Origin of the sequence: Rhizobium sp. RCC_161_2, assembly GCF_041355235.1 — a bacterium.
Lineage (GTDB): Bacteria > Pseudomonadota > Alphaproteobacteria > Rhizobiales > Rhizobiaceae > Rhizobium.
This window is the reverse complement of the sequence record NZ_JBFUPL010000012.1, coordinates 85,489-105,221: the sequence shown is the minus strand read 5'-3', so window position 1 is coordinate 105,221 and position 19,733 is coordinate 85,489. Positions and strand designations below refer to the sequence as shown.

The 19,733-nt window shown below is 57.9% G+C and carries 15 protein-coding genes; 9 read left to right on the top strand and 6 right to left on the bottom strand.

Annotation, left to right across the window (positions count from 1 at the left end):
• Nucleotides 1-192 precede the first annotated feature (192 nt).
• Both glgX and treY read right to left on the bottom strand, forming a co-directional pair.
• The gene (glgX, locus tag AB6803_RS26460) at nt 193-2,271 is read right to left on the bottom strand and encodes a glycogen debranching protein GlgX (RefSeq protein ID WP_371111683.1); all 2,079 of its coding nucleotides are present in this window, start codon (nt 2,269-2,271) and stop codon (nt 193-195) included.
• A 92-nt stretch (nt 2,272-2,363) separates the two neighbouring features.
• Nucleotides 2,364-4,871: a malto-oligosyltrehalose synthase gene (gene treY, locus AB6803_RS26455; protein WP_371111682.1), complete on the bottom strand. Its 2,508-nt coding sequence runs from the start codon at nt 4,869-4,871 to the stop codon at nt 2,364-2,366.
• A 129-nt stretch (nt 4,872-5,000) separates the two neighbouring features.
• Here treY and treZ point away from each other — a divergent pair, with 129 nt between their 5' ends.
• Entirely contained in the window at nt 5,001-6,770 is a 1,770-nt protein-coding gene (gene treZ, locus AB6803_RS26450; RefSeq protein WP_371111681.1) for a malto-oligosyltrehalose trehalohydrolase, read from the top strand.
• A 46-nt stretch (nt 6,771-6,816) separates the two neighbouring features.
• Here treZ and AB6803_RS26445 read toward each other — a convergent pair whose 3' ends face one another.
• The gene (locus AB6803_RS26445) at nt 6,817-7,206 is read right to left on the bottom strand and encodes a response regulator (protein WP_371111680.1); all 390 of its coding nucleotides are present in this window, start codon (nt 7,204-7,206) and stop codon (nt 6,817-6,819) included.
• A gap of 700 nt (nt 7,207-7,906) precedes the next feature.
• Here AB6803_RS26445 and AB6803_RS26440 point away from each other — a divergent pair.
• Genes AB6803_RS26440 through AB6803_RS26430 form a run of 3 tightly spaced genes read left to right on the top strand, consistent with a single transcriptional unit; the run spans nt 7,907 to nt 10,794 of the window.
• Complete coding sequence (locus AB6803_RS26440) at nt 7,907-9,346, top strand: ATPase domain-containing protein (protein WP_371111789.1); 1,440 nt, start codon at nt 7,907-7,909, stop codon at nt 9,344-9,346.
• A 6-nt stretch (nt 9,347-9,352) separates the two neighbouring features.
• The gene (locus tag AB6803_RS26435) at nt 9,353-10,393 is read left to right on the top strand and encodes a sensor histidine kinase (RefSeq protein ID WP_371111679.1); all 1,041 of its coding nucleotides are present in this window, start codon (nt 9,353-9,355) and stop codon (nt 10,391-10,393) included.
• 14 nt (nt 10,394-10,407) lie between these two features.
• Nucleotides 10,408-10,794, top strand: coding sequence for a response regulator (locus AB6803_RS26430; protein ID WP_371111788.1), 387 nt, complete (start codon nt 10,408-10,410; stop codon nt 10,792-10,794).
• 301 nt (nt 10,795-11,095) lie between these two features.
• Here AB6803_RS26430 and AB6803_RS26425 read toward each other — a convergent pair whose 3' ends face one another.
• Entirely contained in the window at nt 11,096-11,494 is a 399-nt protein-coding gene (locus tag AB6803_RS26425) for a DUF1236 domain-containing protein (RefSeq protein WP_371111678.1), read from the bottom strand.
• A 403-nt stretch (nt 11,495-11,897) separates the two neighbouring features.
• On the opposite strand from AB6803_RS26425, the gene AB6803_RS26420 reads away from it, so the two are divergent.
• Nucleotides 11,898-12,380 carry an NUDIX hydrolase gene (locus tag AB6803_RS26420; protein ID WP_371111677.1) on the top strand — a complete coding sequence of 161 codons (483 nt, stop codon included), beginning with the start codon at nt 11,898-11,900 and terminating at the stop codon, nt 12,378-12,380.
• Here AB6803_RS26420 and AB6803_RS26415 read toward each other — a convergent pair.
• Complete coding sequence (locus AB6803_RS26415; RefSeq protein ID WP_371111676.1) at nt 12,283-12,651, bottom strand: hypothetical protein; 369 nt, start codon at nt 12,649-12,651, stop codon at nt 12,283-12,285. The two genes, AB6803_RS26420 and AB6803_RS26415, sit on opposite strands and share 98 nt — an antisense overlap.
• A 140-nt stretch (nt 12,652-12,791) precedes the next feature.
• Here AB6803_RS26415 and AB6803_RS26410 point away from each other — a divergent pair, with 140 nt between their 5' ends.
• The 4 genes from AB6803_RS26410 (at nt 12,792) to AB6803_RS26395 (ending at nt 17,163) form a co-directional block, all read left to right on the top strand.
• Entirely contained in the window at nt 12,792-13,442 is a 651-nt protein-coding gene (locus tag AB6803_RS26410) for a UdgX family uracil-DNA binding protein (protein WP_371111787.1), read from the top strand.
• A 111-nt stretch (nt 13,443-13,553) separates the two neighbouring features.
• On the top strand, nt 13,554-14,699 hold the full coding sequence (locus tag AB6803_RS26405; protein ID WP_371111675.1) for an HlyD family secretion protein: 1,146 nt from the start codon (nt 13,554-13,556) through the stop codon (nt 14,697-14,699).
• A gap of 1 nt (nt 14,700) precedes the next feature.
• On the top strand, nt 14,701-16,302 hold the full coding sequence (locus tag AB6803_RS26400; RefSeq protein WP_371111674.1) for a DHA2 family efflux MFS transporter permease subunit: 1,602 nt from the start codon (nt 14,701-14,703) through the stop codon (nt 16,300-16,302).
• Nucleotides 16,303-16,359: 57 nt separating this feature from the next.
• Complete coding sequence (locus AB6803_RS26395; RefSeq protein WP_371111673.1) at nt 16,360-17,163, top strand: Ku protein; 804 nt, start codon at nt 16,360-16,362, stop codon at nt 17,161-17,163.
• 19 nt (nt 17,164-17,182) lie between these two features.
• On the opposite strand, the gene ligD is transcribed toward AB6803_RS26395, so the two are convergent.
• On the bottom strand, nt 17,183-19,732 hold the full coding sequence (gene ligD / locus AB6803_RS26390; protein ID WP_371111672.1) for a DNA ligase D: 2,550 nt from the start codon (nt 19,730-19,732) through the stop codon (nt 17,183-17,185).
• Nucleotide 19,733 lies beyond the last annotated feature (1 nt).

Here is a 19,733-nt window from a genome sequence, read left to right as displayed (position 1 = left end):
TCCATAGGGGCAGTTCCTGCGGGCACATCATCGACACGGGACATTAACACCTTCCTATCGCGCGAAGAGAACGAGAAGAATGACAATCGGCAATGGATCTTGTTGAGGCTTATCTCCTTTCGCAGAAAAGTTGTGGCGATGACCTAGAGGCGGACTGTTCAAGCGCGAGACCTCTGCGTGCGACGGCTGCTTTCAGGCTGTGCGGAGCATGGCGAGGCTTCGGCCTTCGAGTTCCAAACTCTTCTTGCCGGTTAGCTCGGCGGACGGCGCTGTTGGTTTTGATGTCGTGAACTCCAATATCCAAGCGGTCCTGTCCGGCAAGACAAAGGAGATATCCACATCTTGCGGATTGAATAGGATCAGCACATCGTCCCATCCCTCTTCCGCCGGCTGCTTGCGCGACAGGCGCAGCCCTATGGTCATGTTGTCCTCATCCTGCCATTGCGTATCGGTCTGCTCGCCGCCGCCGGGGCTAAGCCACCTTATCTCCAATCCGTCGCGCCAGCTCTCCCGCCTCAGGATTGAATGCTCACGCCGCAGCGCAATCAGCCGTCCGGTGAAGGCGCGCAGCACGTCGGCGCTCTCCGAGCGGTCCTCCCATGCGACCCAGCTCAGCGCGTTATCCTGGCAGTAGCAATTGTTGTTTCCCATCTGGCCGCGGCCGAACTCATCTCCCGCAAGCAGCATCGGAGTGCCATGGGAGAGGAATAAGGTAGCGAGAAAATTTCGCTTCTGGCGATCGCGCACTGCATTGACGAGCGGATCGTCTGTCGGTCCTTCGACGCCATGATTGAAGCTGCGATTGTCGTCGTGGCCGTCTCGGTTGTCCTCGCCGTTAGCCTCGTTATGCTTGTCATTGTAAGAGACGAGGTCATTTAACGTAAAGCCGTCATGCGCGGCGACGAAGTTGACACCAGCCCAAGGCCGGCGGCCGCGAAAGTCGTAAACGTCGCCCGAGCCTAGAATGCGCGCGGCGAAATCGCTGGTGATGCCCTTGGTGCCTCTCCAATAATCCCGCACCGTATCGCGATACTTGTCGTTCCACTCCGCCCAGCCGGCCGGGAATCCACCGACCTGGTAGCCGCCGGGGCCGATGTCCCATGGCTCGCCGATGAGCTTGACTCTGGAAAGTACGGGGTCCTGCCCCACGGCATCGAAGAAGCCGCTGCGCTGATCGAACCCTTGCGGCTCGCGGCCGAGAATGGTCCCGAGATCAAAGCGGAACCCATCGACATGCATCTCCTCTGCCCAATAGCGAAGCGAGTCCGTCACCATCTGCAGGACGCGCGGATGCGATGTATTAATGGTGTTTCCGGTGCCGGTATCGTTGATGTAGTAACGCGGCTGATCGGGCATCGTGCGGTAATACGAGAAATTGTCGATGCCCTTGAACGACAGTGTCGGGCCAAGTTCATTGCCTTCGGCGGTATGATTGTAGACGACGTCCAGGATCACCTCGATACCGGCATCATGGAAGCTGCGTATCATATCGCGCAAGCCCGCAAGCCCCTTTGGACCATAGTAGCGCGAAGCCGGCGCGAAGAAGGCGAGGGTATTATAGCCCCAATAGTTGCGAAGCCCCTTATCGAGCAGATGGGTGTCGTCCGGGAAAAAGTGGATCGGCAGCAGCTCGATGGAGGTAATGCCGAGGCTTTTGACGTAGTCGACGATTTCCTTGCAGGCGAGGCCTTCGAAGGTACCGCGCAAGCCCTCCGGAATGGCGGGGTGGAGTTTGGTCAGGCCCTTGACGTGCGCCTCGTAAAAGATCGTCTTCGACCAGCCGATCGACGGGTTCCGATCCGCGCGCCAGTCTTGATCGTCATGAGGTCCGACGACACGGCACTTCGGCATGACTGGCGCGCTGTCGGTCTCGTCGAAGGAGAGATCCGCGTTCTCGTGGTTCAGCGAATAGGCGAAATGCGCTTGCGACCACTCGACATCGCCGACAAGTTCCCGTGCATAGGGATCGGTAAGCAGCTTGTTGGGATTGTAGCGATGCCCGTTCTCCGGATCATACGGTCCATGGACACGATAGCCGTAAAGGGCGCCAGGCTTCATACCGGGAATGTAGCCATGCCAGATCTCATTGGTATATTCCGGCAAGGCGATCCGCTCGATTTCCCGGTTTCCATTCTCGTCGAAGAGGCAGAGCTCGACTTTTTCGGCATAGGCGCTGAACAGTGCGAAATTGACGCCATCGCCGTCATAACTTGCCCCCAGGCGTGAGAATTCGCCGGGTTTTATCTCGTGCGGCCCGGTTTTTTCCGTCATCGACATCCTCCTTGCAGCTGCGCGGCAGAAACCCGGTATGAGCGGATTTGTTCCGATGAGAGCCAGCCTCGCGTCGGCCGCAGTGTCGTTGCTCAGGAAACCGGAACGAGAACGGAGACCGGATAATCTGCGAGGATCGACGCTGCCGCGATATCGCCGGCATCGACGGGTTTTCCCGTCAGGAGATCCCGCTTCGGTCCGCGAAGCCATGGCGGAGCCAATACCGTCGTGTCCTGCCAGAAATCGGGTCCTCCATTGTCCATGCCGGAGGCGGCATAATCACCAAGCAAGCGCGGGGCGATCGTTATTGCCGTCTGATCTTCATAGTGGCGCGCAAATGCGACCAAATTGTCCTGCCGCCGGCCGATGACATCGAGCGGTTGGTACAGTCCATCAAGAAAGAGCTGCGGTCGCTCGTTGCGATACTGCAGCACGGTTCTTATGATGTGGCGTTTGCGCGACGCCGCCTGCCGGGCTTTGGAAGAGGTGTCGCTCGCGCCGGGTTCGCTGAAGGATGAATATTCAACGATCCTGCGGTTATCCGGGTCGACCAGATTGAAATCCAGACCTTCGCATCCCTGGTAGATATCAGGAATACCGGGTGCGGTAAGCTTGATCAGAGTTTGAGACAGGCTGTTCAAATAGCCGAGCTCGGCAAAGAGGCGCATAGCCTTGTCGAAGTCCGTTGCGAAGGCGTGATTGTCGGGAGAAAGCAACGCTGCGGCATACCCCAACACGGCCTCTTCATAATCGGCGTTTCGCGCCATCCAGTCCGTCCGCAGCTTCGCCTCCCTTATGGCCTTTTCGACATAGGCGACGAAGCGGGTCTGCAGCTCCTCGTTTCCATTGCATCGGAAATCGTCGGGCCAGATTCCCGCCAGGGCCTGGTAGAGCATCCATTCGACATTGGGTTCCGGCGCCGGGCCGTTCGAAAGGTTGCGGCGAAAAGCCTTGTTCAAGTCGCGCCACCGTCCGACGCCTTCAATCCAGACGTCGGGACACTCAGAGACAGCGTAAAGGCGCGCGCGGGCGTCTTCGCCGCGCTTGGTGTCGTGCGTCGATGTCGCCGACAGCCCATGTCTTTGATGCCGCGTGCGATCTACCATCATCCGGTGAAACATCGAGACGCCACCCGGCGACTGGCTCGGGTCGCCCCCGACTTCATTGGCGGCAATGAGGCGGTTGTATCGATAGAATAGCGTATCCTCCACCGCCTTGGCCATGATAGGTCCGCTAAGCTGCTGAAATTGTGTCTGAAATTCGACGGCATGCGCGCCATCGACATCTCCTCCCAATATTCGTCCGATCATCGCCAGCGCGGTCATCGACCGCGCATGCGGCTGGGCGTGAGCGACCGCAGCGGCGAGAATTTCTTCGTCACGAGCCTCCAGTGGCCCCCGGTCGCCGTAGATGCGATAGACCGGAAAAGCAATCAGCAATTCCTCGAGCGCAGACGAGATGTCGTCCGGATCAAGCTCGGGATAAATCGCCTGGGCAAGTTGGATAAGGCGCCTGACCTCGCCGGCAAAATTGCGGCGAATCATCAGCAGCTTTGCTTCGCGCAAACTTTCTTGAAAGTCAGCCTGTTTACCGGCTGTGGCCGCGTATGCCGTGTCGATTTTGCTCAAGCCGTCGCCGGCAATGAAAAGCTGCGCCATCGCCGAGATGAACTCGTAACCGGTCGTGCCAGACACAGGCCAGTCGGAGGGCAAGGTTTCGTTGCTGCCAAGGATCTTCTCGACCACGATGAAAGTATCCGCGCCGACGGCTTGGCGCAGGCGCGTGAGATAGGCTTTGGGATCGGCCAATCCGTCAATATGGTCGATGCGAAGACCCTGCACCTTACCGGATCGAACCAGCTCAATGCTCAGTCGGTGGACATTGTCGAAAACCTCGGGATCTTCAATCCGGATGCCGGCGAGCCCGCTGACCTCGAAAAAGCGACGGTAGTTGAGATGACTGGCCGCGTCATTCCAGTAGAGCAGCCGCCAGTGCTGCTCGGCAAGCAGCTGCTTCATCCCGGGCGCATTTTGGGAAAAAGCTCTCAGCTTTTCGTCGTCTCCGTCCGTCTGTGCCAATACGTGGCGGCTGCTGTCATCGCTCAGCGGAAAGCGATTATCGAAATAGGCAAGCATCACCAGATGTTCGGTTTGATCGTAAAAAAGCTCCAGCTCTCCAGCTGTCAAAACCTCGTCGAGCGGATTGCCGAGCTGCGGCAAGGTCAGTTTCTCGCTCCAGTCGATGTCGAAATGGCGAGCGTAGGGACTATGCCCTCCATGTCGCAAAACGTCACGCCACCACGCATTTTCAATCGATGCCGCCATATGGTTGGGAACAATATCGATGATGAGACCGAGACCGGCCCGCCGCAAGGCGCCGGCGAGACGCTCAAAGCCTTCTCGCCCGCCTATCGCCGGATCAATCTCGTTAGGGTCGATGACATCGTACCCATGCGCCGAGCCCTCGGCGGCGCTGAAAATCGGTGATGCATAAAGATGGCTGATGCCGAGGTCTTTGAGATGAGGGATGAGCCTGATCGCCTTATCGAAGGTAATGCCGCTGCGAAACTGTAGGCGGTAGGTGGAGGTGGGAACGATCATCGTGGCCTCTTTTTCATTCGGCCACCTAACGAAGCAGAGTGACATCTGTTCCAATCCGCAGGAACACCAATGCAACAGCCGCGTTGGGGAGCGGCAATCATTGGAACAGGTTTGAGCGCGAGGTCGAAAATGCAGCTGAGCAACATCGCACATGGTCCGGAAATCAGGGACGAAGCGGTCGCATTCTGCCTCTGGGCACCGCTCCATCAGCGCGTGACACTAAAAATCGAAAAGCGCGGACAATGGCAGATGAAGCGGCTGGCGGATGGATGGCATCGTGTTGAGATACCGGGTGCCCGTCCGGGTGACCTTTATACATTCATTCTCCCGAACGGCCTTGAAGTGCCGGACCCGGCATCGCGTTTCCAGCCGAATGACGTTCATGGGCCCAGTGAGATCATCGATCCAACCTTCGCATGGCGCACCGAGCCCTGGAACGGCCGTCCCTGGGAGGAGATGGTGATATATGAAATGCATCTCGGAGCCTTTACCGAGGCCGGCACCTTCCTGGCGGCGATCGAAAAGCTGGAGCATCTGCGGCGCCTCGGCATCACCGCGATCCAGCTCATGCCACTTTCCGATTTTCCCGGACGATACGGCTGGGGTTATGATGGCGTCCTGTCCTATGCGCCAGATAGCAGCTATGGTCGGCCCGAGGATTTGCGGTCACTCGTGGACGCAGCGCATGGATGTGGAATCAGCGTGTTTCTAGATGTGGTTTATAATCACTTTGGCCCAGACGGGAACTATCTGCCGCATTATGCGCCAATCTTCAGCGACACACACAAGACGCCCTGGGGCCGCGGTCTCAACTTCGACGGCGCCGGCAGTCGTTTCGTCCGGGATTTTATCATTGAGAATGCAATCTATTGGATAAGGGAATTTCGAATGGATGGCCTCCGGCTTGACGCGGTTCATGCCATCAGGGATGACAGCCATCCGCACATATTATGCGAACTCGCCGAGCGCGTGAGGGAAGCGGTTTCCGAACGGCCTATCCATCTGATCGCCGAGAATGAAGACAATAATGCCGATCTTCTGGCGCGGGACGCGCAGGGAAGAGCGCGACAATTCACGGCCCAGTGGAATGACGATATCCATCACGTCCTGCATATTGCCGCGACGGGCGAGACATTCGGCTACTATCGGGATTATGCCGGCGATGGCGCAAAGATCGGTCGCGCCTTGGCGGAAGGATTTGTATTTCAGGGTGAGCACATGCCCTATCGGGGAAAAACGAGGGGAAGGCCCAGCACCGGCTTGCCGCCAACCGCGTTCGTTTCATTCATCCAGAACCACGATCAGATCGGCAACCGGGCAATGGGCGATCGGATGAACGCGTCCCATCCGATCGAAGCCATAAAGGCAATTGCCGCCATCTATCTGCTGGCGCCGCAAATTCCAATGCTGTTCATGGGCGAGGAATGGGGATCGACGGATCCCTTTCCGTTCTTCTGCGATCTCGCTGATGAGCTGAACGAGACGATCCGGGCAGGAAGGAAAGAAGAGCTATCGCGGCTGCCTGGCTTCGATGTGAACGACGCGCTCGATCCGATCTGCGAAAGCACCTTTCGTCAGGCAAAATTGCAGTGGCGCGGAGCAATCCATAACGAGCCGTTCGTCGAATATTATCGTCTGCTGCTGTCGCTGAGGAGAAAATGGATCGTGCCATGTCTCGCGGACGCACGGGGCCATTCAGCCAAGTATGATAGTGATGGACGGTTGGTTTGCGTGACGTGGAAAATGGGCCGCTCCATCCTCCATCTTATGGCCAACCTCTCAGGCGAGGCCGTCGATACGACGGTGCCAAACAGGAAAGATATTATTCTAAGCCAGGGTGATATCGCGCCCGACAGGCTCGGTCCCTGGGCGGTGCTGTGGAGCCTGGCGCAAGAGTAGCGCGACACATGATGAACGAGGCTGCCCCGAATAGGCAACTCGGCGTCTAGATCGAAACGCGATAAGAAGAGACTGGACTTTTCATCTCGGTCCGCATGTCACGGGCTTGATGTAGGGCGTCCACGACTTGTTTGTCGGTAAATGGTTTGCCGATCACCGCGAAAGCATCGCCGAATTCCCGCCTGGCAGCTTCAGGCGTTCCGGTGACAAAAATGACCGTCGTATTGAAGCGGTCGATCAGGCGGCGGGCGAGCTGTAGGCCGCTTTTTCCATCCAGAAGGCCGAGATCGACCAAGGCAATGTCGGCTCGTGTGGCATAGGCTAAAGCCTGCTCAATGCCGGATGCCGGTCCAAGGACCGATAGACCCGCGTTGATGGCTATGTCCTTGAGTACCAAGGCGACGAGTCCCTCGTCTTCAACGATAAGCACGTTCATTATCATATCCTGCCAATTCGTGGAGCATCACCAAGATCGGTTCTTGGGAAATTTCGACGTCAACCATTTCGAACCGTAATGATGGACGATTGTTCCAGAGCCATCTGGCCGAACGATCCGGACGATCTAGTTCAGCATGGGCGCGAACCGGGATTGCGGGAGAGATCACGAAATATCCTAAACCAGCATTGGCATCCCGCCGGCCGTTTGTGGCGGTCGCACCGTAGGCACACGACTGCTCCGGGATCACGTGTGGCGATGCGGGCGCGGCATCAAGCGCGGGCAAGGCCAGAGACTGCTTCATTGCTCAGGAGAGTTACCAAGCTTCCCGTTTCTGCCTCCGGTCAGGCCACGAAAGGCAGATGGTGTACGAGTTCCGAACCTACTTTCTGACGGAGGGAGGTCTCCGGCCAACGCTCACGGGCTGGAAGGCACCGATCGAACCCGCCAAGACTATATCGACCACCTCGTCATCAACATGTTCGCACTTGATGGCCGCTCTCGTATTCTCCGCATCCGGGGATTCGAGAGCCTTAGCAGAGGGGCAAGCTGCGCGAGCGTCAATATGCCGCCAATCTGGCGGCTTTCCGTCAATTTGTGCTTGGAAGGCTGTACGCAGACGGCTCCCTTGTTCCTCGGGCTGGGAACTTGAAATCCCGATCCGGCGTTGTACGTATTCAATTTTTGTGATCGAGAGGTTATTGTGGTTGAGCGCAGGCAGACAACGGTGAGTTCCGGCATCTCCGGGCTAGATGAAATCCTCCGAGGCGGTTTACCCGAATCAAATCTCTACATCGTTCAAGGTGCGCCAGGCTCGGGCAAGACGACTGCGGCCCTACAATTTCTCCGGGCGGGCGTAGCGAACGGCGAGCGGTGCATTTACGTCAGCCTTTCTCAAACAAGAGCCGAATTAGAGGCGATTGCGTCGTCGCATAGCTGGACGATCGATGGCATCCGAGTAGAAGAGCTGTCGGCTTCCGATTCGATCAACCGCGCGGCCGACCAGACGATCTTTCAGACGGCTGAGCTCCGGCTGGACGAGACACGAAAGATGATCGAAAGCGCGATCGAGGAACATAAACCCAGCCGCCTGGTTTATGATTCACTACTGGAAATACGGCTGATTACCGGCGATTCGCCGCGTTTCCGTCGCGAGCTGATTGCCTTCAAGGCATTTCTTGCCAAGCGCAATATCGTGGCTCTGTTGCTTGACACCCAAACACAGGAGATCGATCGAACAGGCGAGGAAGTCGACGGTATCGCTCATGGCGTCATTCGTCTGGACAAGTCGCTCGAGGAATACGGCGCAGTCCGTCGCCGTATCGAAGTCAGCAAAATGCGCGGCGTGCCCGTCGCCGATGGCTATCACGATATGGCGATCCGTGAGGGCGAAGGCGTCGTCGTATTCCCGCGGATCATACCTGGCGCGGTGGTGAGAACCGTAGAGCCGCAGCTAATTAAATCAGGCGTCGACACGCTCGACGAAATGTTCGGCGGCGGGCAGGAAGCGGGAACGACCACGCTCGTCATTGGTCAGGCCGGCACCGGCAAATCGACTATGGCCTCCCTTTATGCGACCGCGGCTCTCGCACGTGGCGAGAGCGTTGGGCTGTTCCTGTTCGAGGAGCGAATCGAAACATTCTTCCGACGCTCGGAAGGACTTGGCATGGATCTGCGCCAGTTCTATGAGGATGGCCAGTTGATCATCCGCGATTTCAACCCCAATGAGATCTCGCCGGGTGAGTTCGGCCAGATCGTGCAACAAGCGGTGAGCAGTGAAAAGGTGAAGGTCGTCGTAATCGACAGCTTTACCGGATATTTGAATTCGTTGCCGCATCGCGAAAAGGCGGTTCGCGACATCCAGTCGCTCCTGAAATATCTCGCCCGAGCTGGTGTACTTACCATGCTTATTGTCGCGCAACACGGCCTGCTCGGCCAAGATGTCGGTATCGATGTCGACGTAAGCTTTCTGGGTGACACTGTGCTCCTGCTGCGCATTGCTGAGCACGATGGCAGGCTGCGACGCAGTGTCACCGTCGTGAAGAAGCGGCACGGCCCGCACGATCTCGCTGTACGCGAACTGTTTATTCAAAGTTCCGGCGTCGCGGTGATCCCATATAATCCGATTCCGGAGGCGTGATCACTCGTGGCCGCGAATGACAGCCATCTCGACTGGGTGTTGGCAATTGCGCCTTATCGGCGCGACGCCGAACACTTGAACACATTCCTCGCTCAGAATGGCGTGGACGTCCGGCGGGCGGACGGCTTGGATGAGCTGACAGCACTGCTGGAACAGGCGCCTGGGGTTCTTGTTGCAACCCAGGAGGCGCTCAATCCGGAGGTGTTGAAGGCGATTGGTCGCCATCTGGTCGATCAACCTGAATGGTCCGAAATGCCCGTGGTCATCCTGTTGGACCGTATGATGCCGCAGGCGCGCGTCCGATCAGAGTTGTCGTCAGTTTGGCCCCGATCGCGCCAGCTCTACTACCAGCGTCCCGTGACGGCACTCGAATTGCTCAGTGGCATTCAGTCGAGCCTCTTGGCGCGCCTACGCCAACGAGACGTTCGGGATCATATCGAGCGCGAGATTGAGCTCCGGCGCGAGCTCAATCATCGGGTGAAGAACATCCTTTCAAGCATCTCCTCAATCTTCCAAATGACTCGGCGGCGCGCCGTCTCGCTCAATGAGTTCGCAGACGATTTCGCCGGTCGGCTTGCCGCCCTTGCCAATGTGCATTCCGCGGTATTCCAGGCGAACGGTGAATCGGTCGAATTCTCCCGCATCGCCGAATTGACCCTCAGCCCATACAGAGCGAACGGCGCGAATCGCGTTAGGTTCGGGGGGCCTGCGGTTTTGTTGAGCCCCGAAGCCGCAACGACGCTTGCGTTGTGCTTCCATGAGCTTGCGACAAACGCGCTCAAATATGGCGCGCTTTCAAAACCAGAAGGTCGTGTCACCCTGAACTGGTCCGTTTCACAAGATGAGGATCTGACTATTCAATGGATCGAGAGCGGAGGTCCCCCGGCTTCGGAACCAGAACGGAGCGGATATGGAACACGGTATATCCGCTCGGCGTTATATAGTCTCTTTGGCACGCCGCCGAGCATCCTGTTTCGTCCACAGGGATTGCGCTGTGCCCTCGCCGGTCCACTTACGCGCGTGTCACCGAAGGATCCTGAGGTGTAGGAGGCTTGTTGGGCATGGAAGCGTCCGGATTTCCGTTAAAGATATTCTATCTCGAAGATAATCCGCTGATCATCTTTCAAATCGAGACCATGATTGAAGATTTGGGGCATATCTTCGTAGGGGCCGCAACAAGCTTTGCCGACCTTGTCGAAAAGCTGGATATTCTTGGTGTGGACGGGGTGTTGGTAGATATCGATCTTGCCGACGGGCGTACTGGTCCAGCTGCCGCCAAGTGGCTTCGTCAGCGAGGGATTCCGAGTATTTTCGTCACAGGGCAAGAAGCGATCGCGGCCGAGTATCCCCAAGTGGCGCTTGCAACTATAGGGAAACCAGTGTCAGATCTGGAACTCGCCGAGAAACTAGAGTTGTTCCGGTACTTTGATAGCGGCGGACCGAGCTGACAAGCCATTGGCCGTCAATAGCAATAATGGTTTCTGTCGACAGCTTCTTCGGCTCATCCCTACAAAGATTTGCTCACATTGCGGGCTCATTCGGAAAGGAGTCGGGAGCAGTTCTCGATAGGGAGGAGGAACCATGGTACTCGGTCATAAATGAAGATGGCTGCCGCATCTACGAGGAATGCTTCGTGTTTCGGTTTTATCGTTTGTCCTGAGTTCGAGGTTGAGTGCACGCATTTCGAGTGTTATAATTGTGACGCATACACGGCCCGGATTGGAGAGCCGAGTGGCCCTCCAATGTCGATTAGTCGAGAACTCTGATCACTTTTCGCGAGGAGGGCTCGACGATAACGCGCTCGTGGTTGAAGACCGCGTAGCCGTATCTTGGGTTTTCTGGAACCGTTCTGACGAGGACTGCTTCCGGCAATGGTTGGCCAACTACCACTCTTTCTCCGACGACAACCGAATCGTCGGGCAACGGCTGTTCACGCACATAGGTGACAACCTCCTGTGGTGGTGGATCGATGGCGGTACCGATAATCGCCCCCGCAACACCGCCGACTGCGGCCCCGACTGGACCGCCAACGACAGCGCCCGTCGCGGCTCCACCTGCCGCACCGGTGACGGTCGATGATTGTGCAAAAGCAACCCCGCTTGCCAGGGTAAACGAGAATGCCGCTATGCTAAGTACCTTCGTTTTCATGATATTCTCCTTTTTTGCTAACTGTCCGTGCGTAACGGAACTATAGGCAAAACAATCTTGGCTCCTATCGGTTCCTGTTCTGGGGCCTCAGTCGGAGCGGAAAAGACTTCAGTCCTGCTCGATCTGGGACCAAAGTCGCAGCGGTTTGCAGCTGCGACCGAGCGGCTGATTTCAGCCTCTTCTTACATCGTCATATCGGGAACAAATGCCGTGGACTGGGGTTTAAACGTCGGCAAGGATGTCATGCTTGCCTAGGTGCGCATTCCTATTGCGGCCTGAAAGCCTGCCGTTGGCCATTGTCACCCCCCTGCCAACGGCAGGTTTCGTTTTGATTGGGCTACTTTTGCTGGACGTTCCTGCCAAGAATAGATCGATAGTCCGATTTCCAACTCCGTGAGGTCCAATGCATAGGAACGAATCCCATCTGGCCCGCCTGGCGGCCCATGCAGAGACGATGCTGCACGGCGAGCTGGCCGAACAAACTGGGGCGATCTGCACTCGCGTCAGTGCCGACGAAACGATAGAAGTCCTTCTCATCACCACAAGCGAAACGCATCACTGGACCATTCCGAAGGGACGGGCGATCGACGGGTTGAAACCATATGAGGTAGCCGAACGCAAAGCTTGGGAGAAGGCTGGTGTAAGAGGCAAGGCAAGGGAGAATCCCTTTGGCTACTACACCTATCTGAAGGTCCTCGACGCCGACAATACAATGCCGTCGATGGTGGCAGTCCATGTCCTGGAGGTCGAAAACATATCCGCCACGTTTCCAAAATCCGGGCAGCATATCACGCAATGGCTGACGCCTTCGGAGGCCGCCATTCACGTAGAGGAGCCGGAATTGAAAGGACTGATTTCCCGATTGATAGGCCCTCCAACTGACTGAGATCCGTGCTCTCTGGCTCTGTCAGCTGTACCAGTTGGAGCGCCTCGGCATAGGCTGCGCGCTGCTCTTCATGAAAGAAAATTCCCGTCAGGGCATCGAGGAAGCCAAGATGATCGATTGGCGGGACGTCGGGCCGGTTGCCCGGTGTCATGGTGATGACATCCTTGGGTATGCCGACGTCCATTAGCGCCTTGGTGGCATCCTCGGCATCATTCTCGTCCGCGAAAAAGGCACTGAGGGTATAGGTTGTGGTTTTGCTTTCGGTGTTCATGACGTTCCTCCGGCGTTGACCTTATATCTTAACGATGGTTGGAGGCAGGGGTTCCCTCAATGCTTTGCTCAAGGCAATGGGAACAAACAGAGCGGCGATTAGTTGACATGAAATCGCTTTTAAATCGCAGCGAGCCGCCCATGCTCGATAAACATTCTCTGTCAGACACCGGTCCTTCTCTCGAGCGCAATCATGCCAATACGGCGACACTCGAGGAACTTCGGAACGACGCCGAATCCTGTACGCGTTGCGATCTCTACCGCAACGCCACTCATCTCGTCTTCGGTGAAGGTCCCGAAAATGCTGAGATTGTGCTTGTCGGCGAACAACCTGGCGATAAGGAGGATCTGGCGGGCAAGCCGTTTGTTGGTCCCGCAGGTCGCCTTCTTGACCAGTGTCTGGAAGAGGCTAGCATAGATCGTGACCGCTGCTACGTCACCAATGCGGTCAAACACTTCAAATATCAGATGCGCGGCAAGAAACGGCTGCATGCAAGGCCCAATGCCGGCGAAGTGCAGCGTTGCTCCTGGTGGCTTGGCGCCGAGCTTGAACTTTTGCAGCCGAAACTAGTCGTGGCGCTCGGTGCGACCGCAGTCTCATCGCTGCTCGGATCGAAGGTCAGGGTTACGCGTGATCGCGGCCGTATCCTTCGTCCAAGCGGACAAATCGAGATTCTCGTTACCATTCACCCCTCGGCGCTGTTGCGGATCAGGGAGCCGGGCGAGAAGGAAAAGAGCCGCTTGGCCTTCATCCGGGATTTGAAGAAAATCCGGGGCTTTCTGCGGCATTGAAACGTGCTTGGGCGTATCTGCCACCGGATGTCGAACCAACGTCGGCAGACGAAGCAGATGATGGATCGAAATGTCAAAGGGCATGTTACCAACAATCATGCGAGTGATGTCATGGCCGACAATCAACCCACCATCATGGAAAGCAAGCAGGGTCGCGCGCCCGAACGAGTTGCCAACAGGGCCGATGATCAAGCCAACACCGGGTCCAAGACGAAGCGGCCATCCTTCATGCGCCGTCATCCATTCGGGGTCTTTTTCGGCATCGCCGCTTTGGTGATCCTGATTATTGCGGCATGGTTCGGCTGGCGGATCTATTTCTATCCTTACGAATCGACCGATGATGCCTTCATCGACGCACGTAGCTTTTCGCTGGCCGCCAAGGTCTCCGGCTATGTCTCCGATGTTCCGGTAACCGACAACCAGCATGTACAGGCCGGCGGCGTCATCTTGAAGATAGATCCGCGCGACTATCAGATCGCCCTCGACCAGGCGAATGGACAGGTGGAGGTTGCCAACGCCTCGGTCGAAAGCACTAGCGCGCAAATCGATGCCGCCAACGCCGCTGTCGATGTGGCAAGAGCGCAGCAGAATTCGGCATCGGCCGCCCTGCAATATGCACAACAGGAATCCAACCGTCAGCAACAATTGGTCAAGAATGGATCCGGCAGCGTGCAAGCCGTGCAGCAGGCGACATCGACATTGCAGCAGGATCAGGCGAGCCTCGCGCAAATGCAAGCGAACGTCACCTCGGCATTGAAGAACGAGGCCGTTGCCGAAGCGCAAAAAGCCAGTGCTCTCGCCAGCCTCAAGCAGGCCCAAGCCCAGGTCGAGGAAGCACAGCAGAACCTTAAATATACGACGATCACCGCCGCCCAGCCCGGCCGCGTCGTCCGCCTTGCGGGCGCTAAGGGCCAATATGTAGAGGCCGGGCAGGCGGTTTCGATGTTCGTGCCGGACGAGATCTGGATCACCGCCAACTTCAAGGAGACGCAATTGACGGATATGCGGCCCGGCCAGCCGGTAGATGTGACGATCGATGCCTATCCGGACCATATGCTGCACGGCAAGGTCGCCTCGGTCCAACCGGGCTCCGGCACGGCCTTTTCCCTGCTCCCGGCCGAAAATGCGACAGGCAACTATGTGAAGGTCACGCAGCGCGTGCCGGTGAAAATCATCATCGACAGGTGGCCGGCGGATGTCGCCATCGGTCCTGGCATGTCCGTAGTTCCAACGGTTACCGTTCATCCGAGGCGCTGAGATGAGCGGCGCTGGCACAACCGCCAGCGGGGCGAAAGCATCCGCACAGGCCACAAATCCATGGCTGATCGCGGTCGTCGTGTCGCTGGCAACCTTCATGGAGGTGCTGGATACCACCATCGCCAATGTGGCCCTGCGTTATATCTCCGGCGGCCTTGCGGTCAGCTCCGACGAAGCATCATGGGTGGTGACGACCTATCTTGTCTCCAACGCCATCGTGCTGGTTGCAAGCAGCTATTTTTCCGAGCGGTTCGGGCGGCGCCGGTTTTATCTCCTTTGCCTGGCGACCTTCACCATCGCCTCGATGCTTTGCGGCTTGGCGTGGAATCTCCAGACATTGCTCCTCTGCCGCGTTATCCAAGGATTCGCGGGCGGCGGCATGGTGCCAATCTCGCAGGCGATCCTAGCCGATGCCTTTCCACCGTCAAAACGCGGCCAGGCATTCGCTCTGTTCGGCGTCGCCGTGGTCGTTGCGCCGGTCGTCGGTCCGACGCTCGGCGGCTATCTCTCCGATAATTTTTCCTGGCACTGGTGTTTCCTCATCAACGGGCCGGTCGGTGTCTTCGCCTTCACGCTGGTCTATGTGCTGCTGCGGAAATCGGCAGAAACGGAGCGCAAACGTCAGCAACTTCGCCAGAAGGGCATTCGTTTCGATCTCGTCGGTTTCCTGCTGGTCGCGACATTTCTCGGTTCGCTCGAACTTATTCTCGATCGTGGGCAGACAGAGGATTGGTTCGGTTCGAATTTCATCGTCGTCACGACGGTACTCTGCGTCCTGGCGTTCGCGATAGCGATCCCTTGGGTGCTAACGAAGGCAAATCCGATCATAGACGGATGGTTGCTGGGAAGCAGGCAATTCGGCTCCTGCTTCATCGTCATGATGGCAACCGGCGCGATCCTGATCGCCACCACGCAGTTCATTCCACAGGTCGTGCAGCAGAACTACGGATACACGGCGACCTGGGCTGGCCTTGCGCTATCTCCGGGAGGCCTTGTCACCATGCTCATGATGTTCGTCGCCGGCCGTCTCAACTCGGTGATCCAGCCGAAATACATGATCGTCACAGGTGCTGCGATCATTGCCGCATCCATGTGGCAGTTGACACGGCTCTATCCCGGCCTCAACTTCGGTTTTTTCGTATGGTCTCGCCTCTATATCGGCGTCGGCCTGCCGCTAATCTTCATCGCGATTACCTCGGCTTCCTATTTCGGCCTGCGGCCGGACCAGACCAATCAGGCTTCCGCGATGATCAATGCTGCTCGTAATATCGGTGGCTCGATCGGCGTCTGCATCGCTTCCAACGTGCTGGCGCATCGCGAACAATGGCATCAGAGCCGGCTTATCGAGCATGTGGTTCCGTCCTCGCCTGCTTACTATGAGACCCTCCGGACCATGACGCGCTATTTTGCCCAGAAGGGAGCTACGATGGCCGATGCCCAGGCGCAGGCAACGGCCTGGATCGGGCAGCAGGTGCAAACGCAGGCAAATTACCTGGCGTACATCGATGTTTTCCATGTGCTGATGCTGGTGGCGCTTTCCGCGATCCCGCTCGCACTGATCCTCAGCAATGTCGATCTGAAAGGAGGCGGCGGAATGCATTGAGGCTGGCGGAACCAAGCCCCCCGAAGTCCGTTCCACTTTCGCGACGGAGGAAAATCCATGGCAGTTCGTTCGTTCTGGAAAGGCTATCTGAAACTATCGCTCGTGACCTGTCCGGTGGCGATGGCGCCCGCGACCACTGAAAACGAGAAGGTTCGATTCCATACCCTCAACAGAAAGACCCAGAACCGCATCGTCAGCCGCTACGTCGATTCCGTGAACGGCAAGCCAGTGGACGAGGATGATGAGGTCAAGGGATATGAGCGCGGCGAGAATGAATATGTCATGCTTGAAGATGAGGAGCTCGATGCGGTGGCGCTGGACAGCACCCGCATGATCGATATCGAGATGTTCGTACCGCGCGACAGTATCGAATGGATCTGGTTCGATACGCCGCATTATCTGACGCCGGACGCCGCCGTTGGCGAGGAAGCTTACTGCGTCATTCGCGACGCCATGGTCGCCACCGGCATGGTCGGTGTCTCGCGACTGGTCATGTATCGCCGCGAGCGTGCCGTCATGCTCGAGCCGCGCGGACGGGGTATCGTTCTATGGACGTTGCGGTTTGGCGATGAAGTGCGCGATGAGCAGGATTACTTCGGTGATATCGGGACGCAATCCGTGGAACCCAAGCTGATGACGCTGGTGGAGAAGCTGATAGACAAGCGTAAGAAGCCGTGGGAGCCGAGCATGGTGGCCGACCCGGTCCAGCAAAAACTGCTCGACATCATCGCTTCCAAGAAGAAGGGCCGGAAGCGCCCCGCCAAGGCAAGGGCGGAAGAAGAGGCCGCGCCCGGCAACGTCATCAGCATCATGGATGCGCTCAGAAAAAGCATTTCGCAGGAGACGAAAACAAGGCGGTGATAGCGTTTGCCCGCGCGACTCAGGCGGCGCGTTTCCGTTTTGCCCGCGATGGGTGTAGCGTTTCGGCAGCGGCCTTGAAGTCCGCCCATGGATCCGATCGCAGCGCCGTCAGCCGAGTCGGCACGTTCAGCACCGTAAAATAGGCAGGCCCTATGGCGGGCGTGAGTTCCTCCCATGACAACGGCATGGAAACCGCGGCTCCCGGGCGGGCTCGGGTCGAGTAGGGCGCCACGGCCGTCATGCCCCGCTGATTACGCAGATAATCGATCAGGATCTTTCCTTGGCGCTTGGACTTGGTGGTGGTCGAGACGTAGCGATCGGGGCTGTCGGATGCCATGGCCTGTGCGATACCCTTCGTGAAGGCTTTGACATCGGGCCATTCGGTCTGCGGTTTCAGGGGGCAGACGATGTGCAGCCCCTTGCCTCCGGACGTCTTCACGAATGGGGTCAGGCCGGCCTGCTTCAGTCGGTCGCGTGTCTCTTCGGCGGCGATGATCACGTCGGTCCACACGACGCCGGGTCCGGGATCGAGATCCATGGTGATCGTATCGGGCCTTTCCCAATTGCCGACCGTCGATCCCCAGGGATGGATTTCCAGAACGGCCGCCTGCACCAGCCCGAGCAGCCCATCGAGATCATTGACGGCGACGAACGGCTCTTCGTCCATGGGGTCGCGTGCCAGCGCGATGTTTCGGTTCATTCCTTTCCAGGCGTGCTTCTGGAAGAAGTGCTGCCCGTCGATGCCGTTCGGGCAGCGCAGGAGGGCGAGGGGACGTCCGACGATGAACGGGCCAATATAGCGCCAGACCTCGGTGTAATAGTCCGCAAGCCCTTCCTTGGTGACGCCCTCGTCCGGCCAGTAGAGCCGGTCGCCATGGGTCAGCGTCACCGTTCGTTGCGCGGGCCGGGCCGGCTTGGTGGCGGCGGTCGTCTTCGGGGTTTCGCGCACGATCTCCTTCGGGTACTTGTCCTCCCGCAGCCCACGGAACGAGGCGTGACGTAGCAAACCATCGGCGGTCCATGCGCGGAGCTCGACCTCCGCCACCAGTTCAGGCCGCACGAACCTGACCCCGCGACGCTCCTCTGTTCCAAGCACCGTCGAAAACGGGTTCTCGTCTGCCTTGAGCCGTCCCATCCGTTTGAATAGCTGCTCGGCCACCGTATGGGTAAAACCGGTGCCGACACGCCCAACATGTTGAAGATCGCCGTCGTCGTAAACCCCGAGCACGAGCGAGCCGATCGCCTTGCGTGACGTGGTGGAAGGAACCCAGCCGGCGACGACGAACTCCTGGCGTGACGAGCATTTCGATTTCACCCATGTTTTGCCGCGTCCGGAGCGATAGGGATCGTCCGCCGTCTTGGAGATGATCCCTTCCAGGCTGAGACGGCAGGCATGCTTTAGCAACAGATCGGCATTGGCGTCGAAATGACTGCTGAATCGCAAGAGCCCGGTTTCGGAGGGAATGATCTGCTGCAGAAGCTCCTTGCGCTTGGTAAGCGGGCATGCCCTCAGGTCGTAGCCATCAAGGTAGATGAGGTCGAAGGCATAGAAGACGAAGCGGTCTCTGCGGCCTTCGCTGAGATCGGATTGGAGGGCCGAGAAATCCGAGGCGCCGGCCGCTAATTCCACCACCAGCTCGCCATCGACAAGGGCCGTGCCGATCGGAAGCTTCTTGAAAGCGGCAACGATCTCTTTGCCGAATTTTTCTGTCCAGTCGAGGCCGCTGCGGGTCAAAAGCTTCACCCGGCCGGCTTCGATGCACACTTCGAGCCGGTAGCCGTCGAACTTTATCTCGTGAATCCATCGGTCACTCGTCGGTGGCTTCGACACCAGCGTCGCCAGGACAGGCTCGACGAAAGAGGGCATCGCGGCTTTTTTCGCGCCCTTCACGGAGGCGGGCTCGATGAAGTAAGGAGCGACGGCATTCGGCGTCGCAGGTTTGGTTTCACCTTTCTTGCGATCGATCCTGCCGGTCTTGGACGACCAGCCGGGTTTTTCTCCCTCGACATCGGCAATCAGGCGTCCCGTTTTGACTGACTCGGGCCGTTCTTCCAGAATATCCGGTGCGCTCTCGGGGCGGGTGGTCTCGTCCTCGCCCTTGATCAACAGCCAGTTTTCCCGCTTCTCGCGCGGCTTTCCGGCCATGCGGATCAGGTGCCAGCGGCCGCCCAGTTTCTCGCCATGGAGCTCGAATTCAAGATGGTCCTTGGCATAGCCTTTGCGGGGATCGTCTAGGGGTGTCCACGTACCATGGTCCCAAATGATAACGGTTCCGCCGCCATATTCGCCTTTCGGAATGGTACCCTCAAAGCCTCCATATTCCAGCGGATGATCCTCGGTCTGCACGGCAAGCCGCTTGTTGCCAACAATCAAGCTTGGCCCCTTGGAAACGGCCCAACTCTTCAACACGCCGTCCATCTCCAGACGAAAATCATAGTGCAGGCGGCGCGCGGCATGTTTTTGAATGACGAAACTATTGCCGGTGTTCTTGCGCTTTCCGCCGCCTCTGCCTTTCGGCTCGGCGGTCTTCGAGAAGTCACGCTTGCGGTTATAGGTCTCAAGTGCCATG

Excerpts from the sequence above, each read along its gene's own strand:
- AB6803_RS26420 (WP_371111677.1), top strand. The coding sequence starts at position 11,898 with ATGCATAGGAACGAATCCCATCTGGCCCGCCTGGCGGCCCATGCAGAG.
- AB6803_RS26400 (WP_371111674.1), top strand. The coding sequence starts at position 14,701 with ATGAGCGGCGCTGGCACAACCGCCAGCGGGGCGAAAGCATCCGCACAG.
- AB6803_RS26410 (WP_371111787.1), top strand. The coding sequence starts at position 12,792 with ATGCTCGATAAACATTCTCTGTCAGACACCGGTCCTTCTCTCGAGCGC.
- treY (WP_371111682.1), bottom strand. The coding sequence starts at position 4,871 with ATGATCGTTCCCACCTCCACCTACCGCCTACAGTTTCGCAGCGGCATT.
- AB6803_RS26395 (WP_371111673.1), top strand. The coding sequence starts at position 16,360 with ATGGCAGTTCGTTCGTTCTGGAAAGGCTATCTGAAACTATCGCTCGTG.
- ligD (WP_371111672.1), bottom strand. The coding sequence starts at position 19,732 with ATGGCACTTGAGACCTATAACCGCAAGCGTGACTTCTCGAAGACCGCC.
- AB6803_RS26405 (WP_371111675.1), top strand. The coding sequence starts at position 13,554 with ATGGCCGACAATCAACCCACCATCATGGAAAGCAAGCAGGGTCGCGCG.
- treZ (WP_371111681.1), top strand. The coding sequence starts at position 5,001 with ATGCAGCTGAGCAACATCGCACATGGTCCGGAAATCAGGGACGAAGCG.
- AB6803_RS26430 (WP_371111788.1), top strand. The coding sequence starts at position 10,408 with ATGGAAGCGTCCGGATTTCCGTTAAAGATATTCTATCTCGAAGATAAT.
- AB6803_RS26425 (WP_371111678.1), bottom strand. The coding sequence starts at position 11,494 with ATGAAAACGAAGGTACTTAGCATAGCGGCATTCTCGTTTACCCTGGCA.
- glgX (WP_371111683.1), bottom strand. The coding sequence starts at position 2,271 with ATGACGGAAAAAACCGGGCCGCACGAGATAAAACCCGGCGAATTCTCA.
- AB6803_RS26445 (WP_371111680.1), bottom strand. The coding sequence starts at position 7,206 with ATGAACGTGCTTATCGTTGAAGACGAGGGACTCGTCGCCTTGGTACTC.
- AB6803_RS26415 (WP_371111676.1), bottom strand. The coding sequence starts at position 12,651 with ATGAACACCGAAAGCAAAACCACAACCTATACCCTCAGTGCCTTTTTC.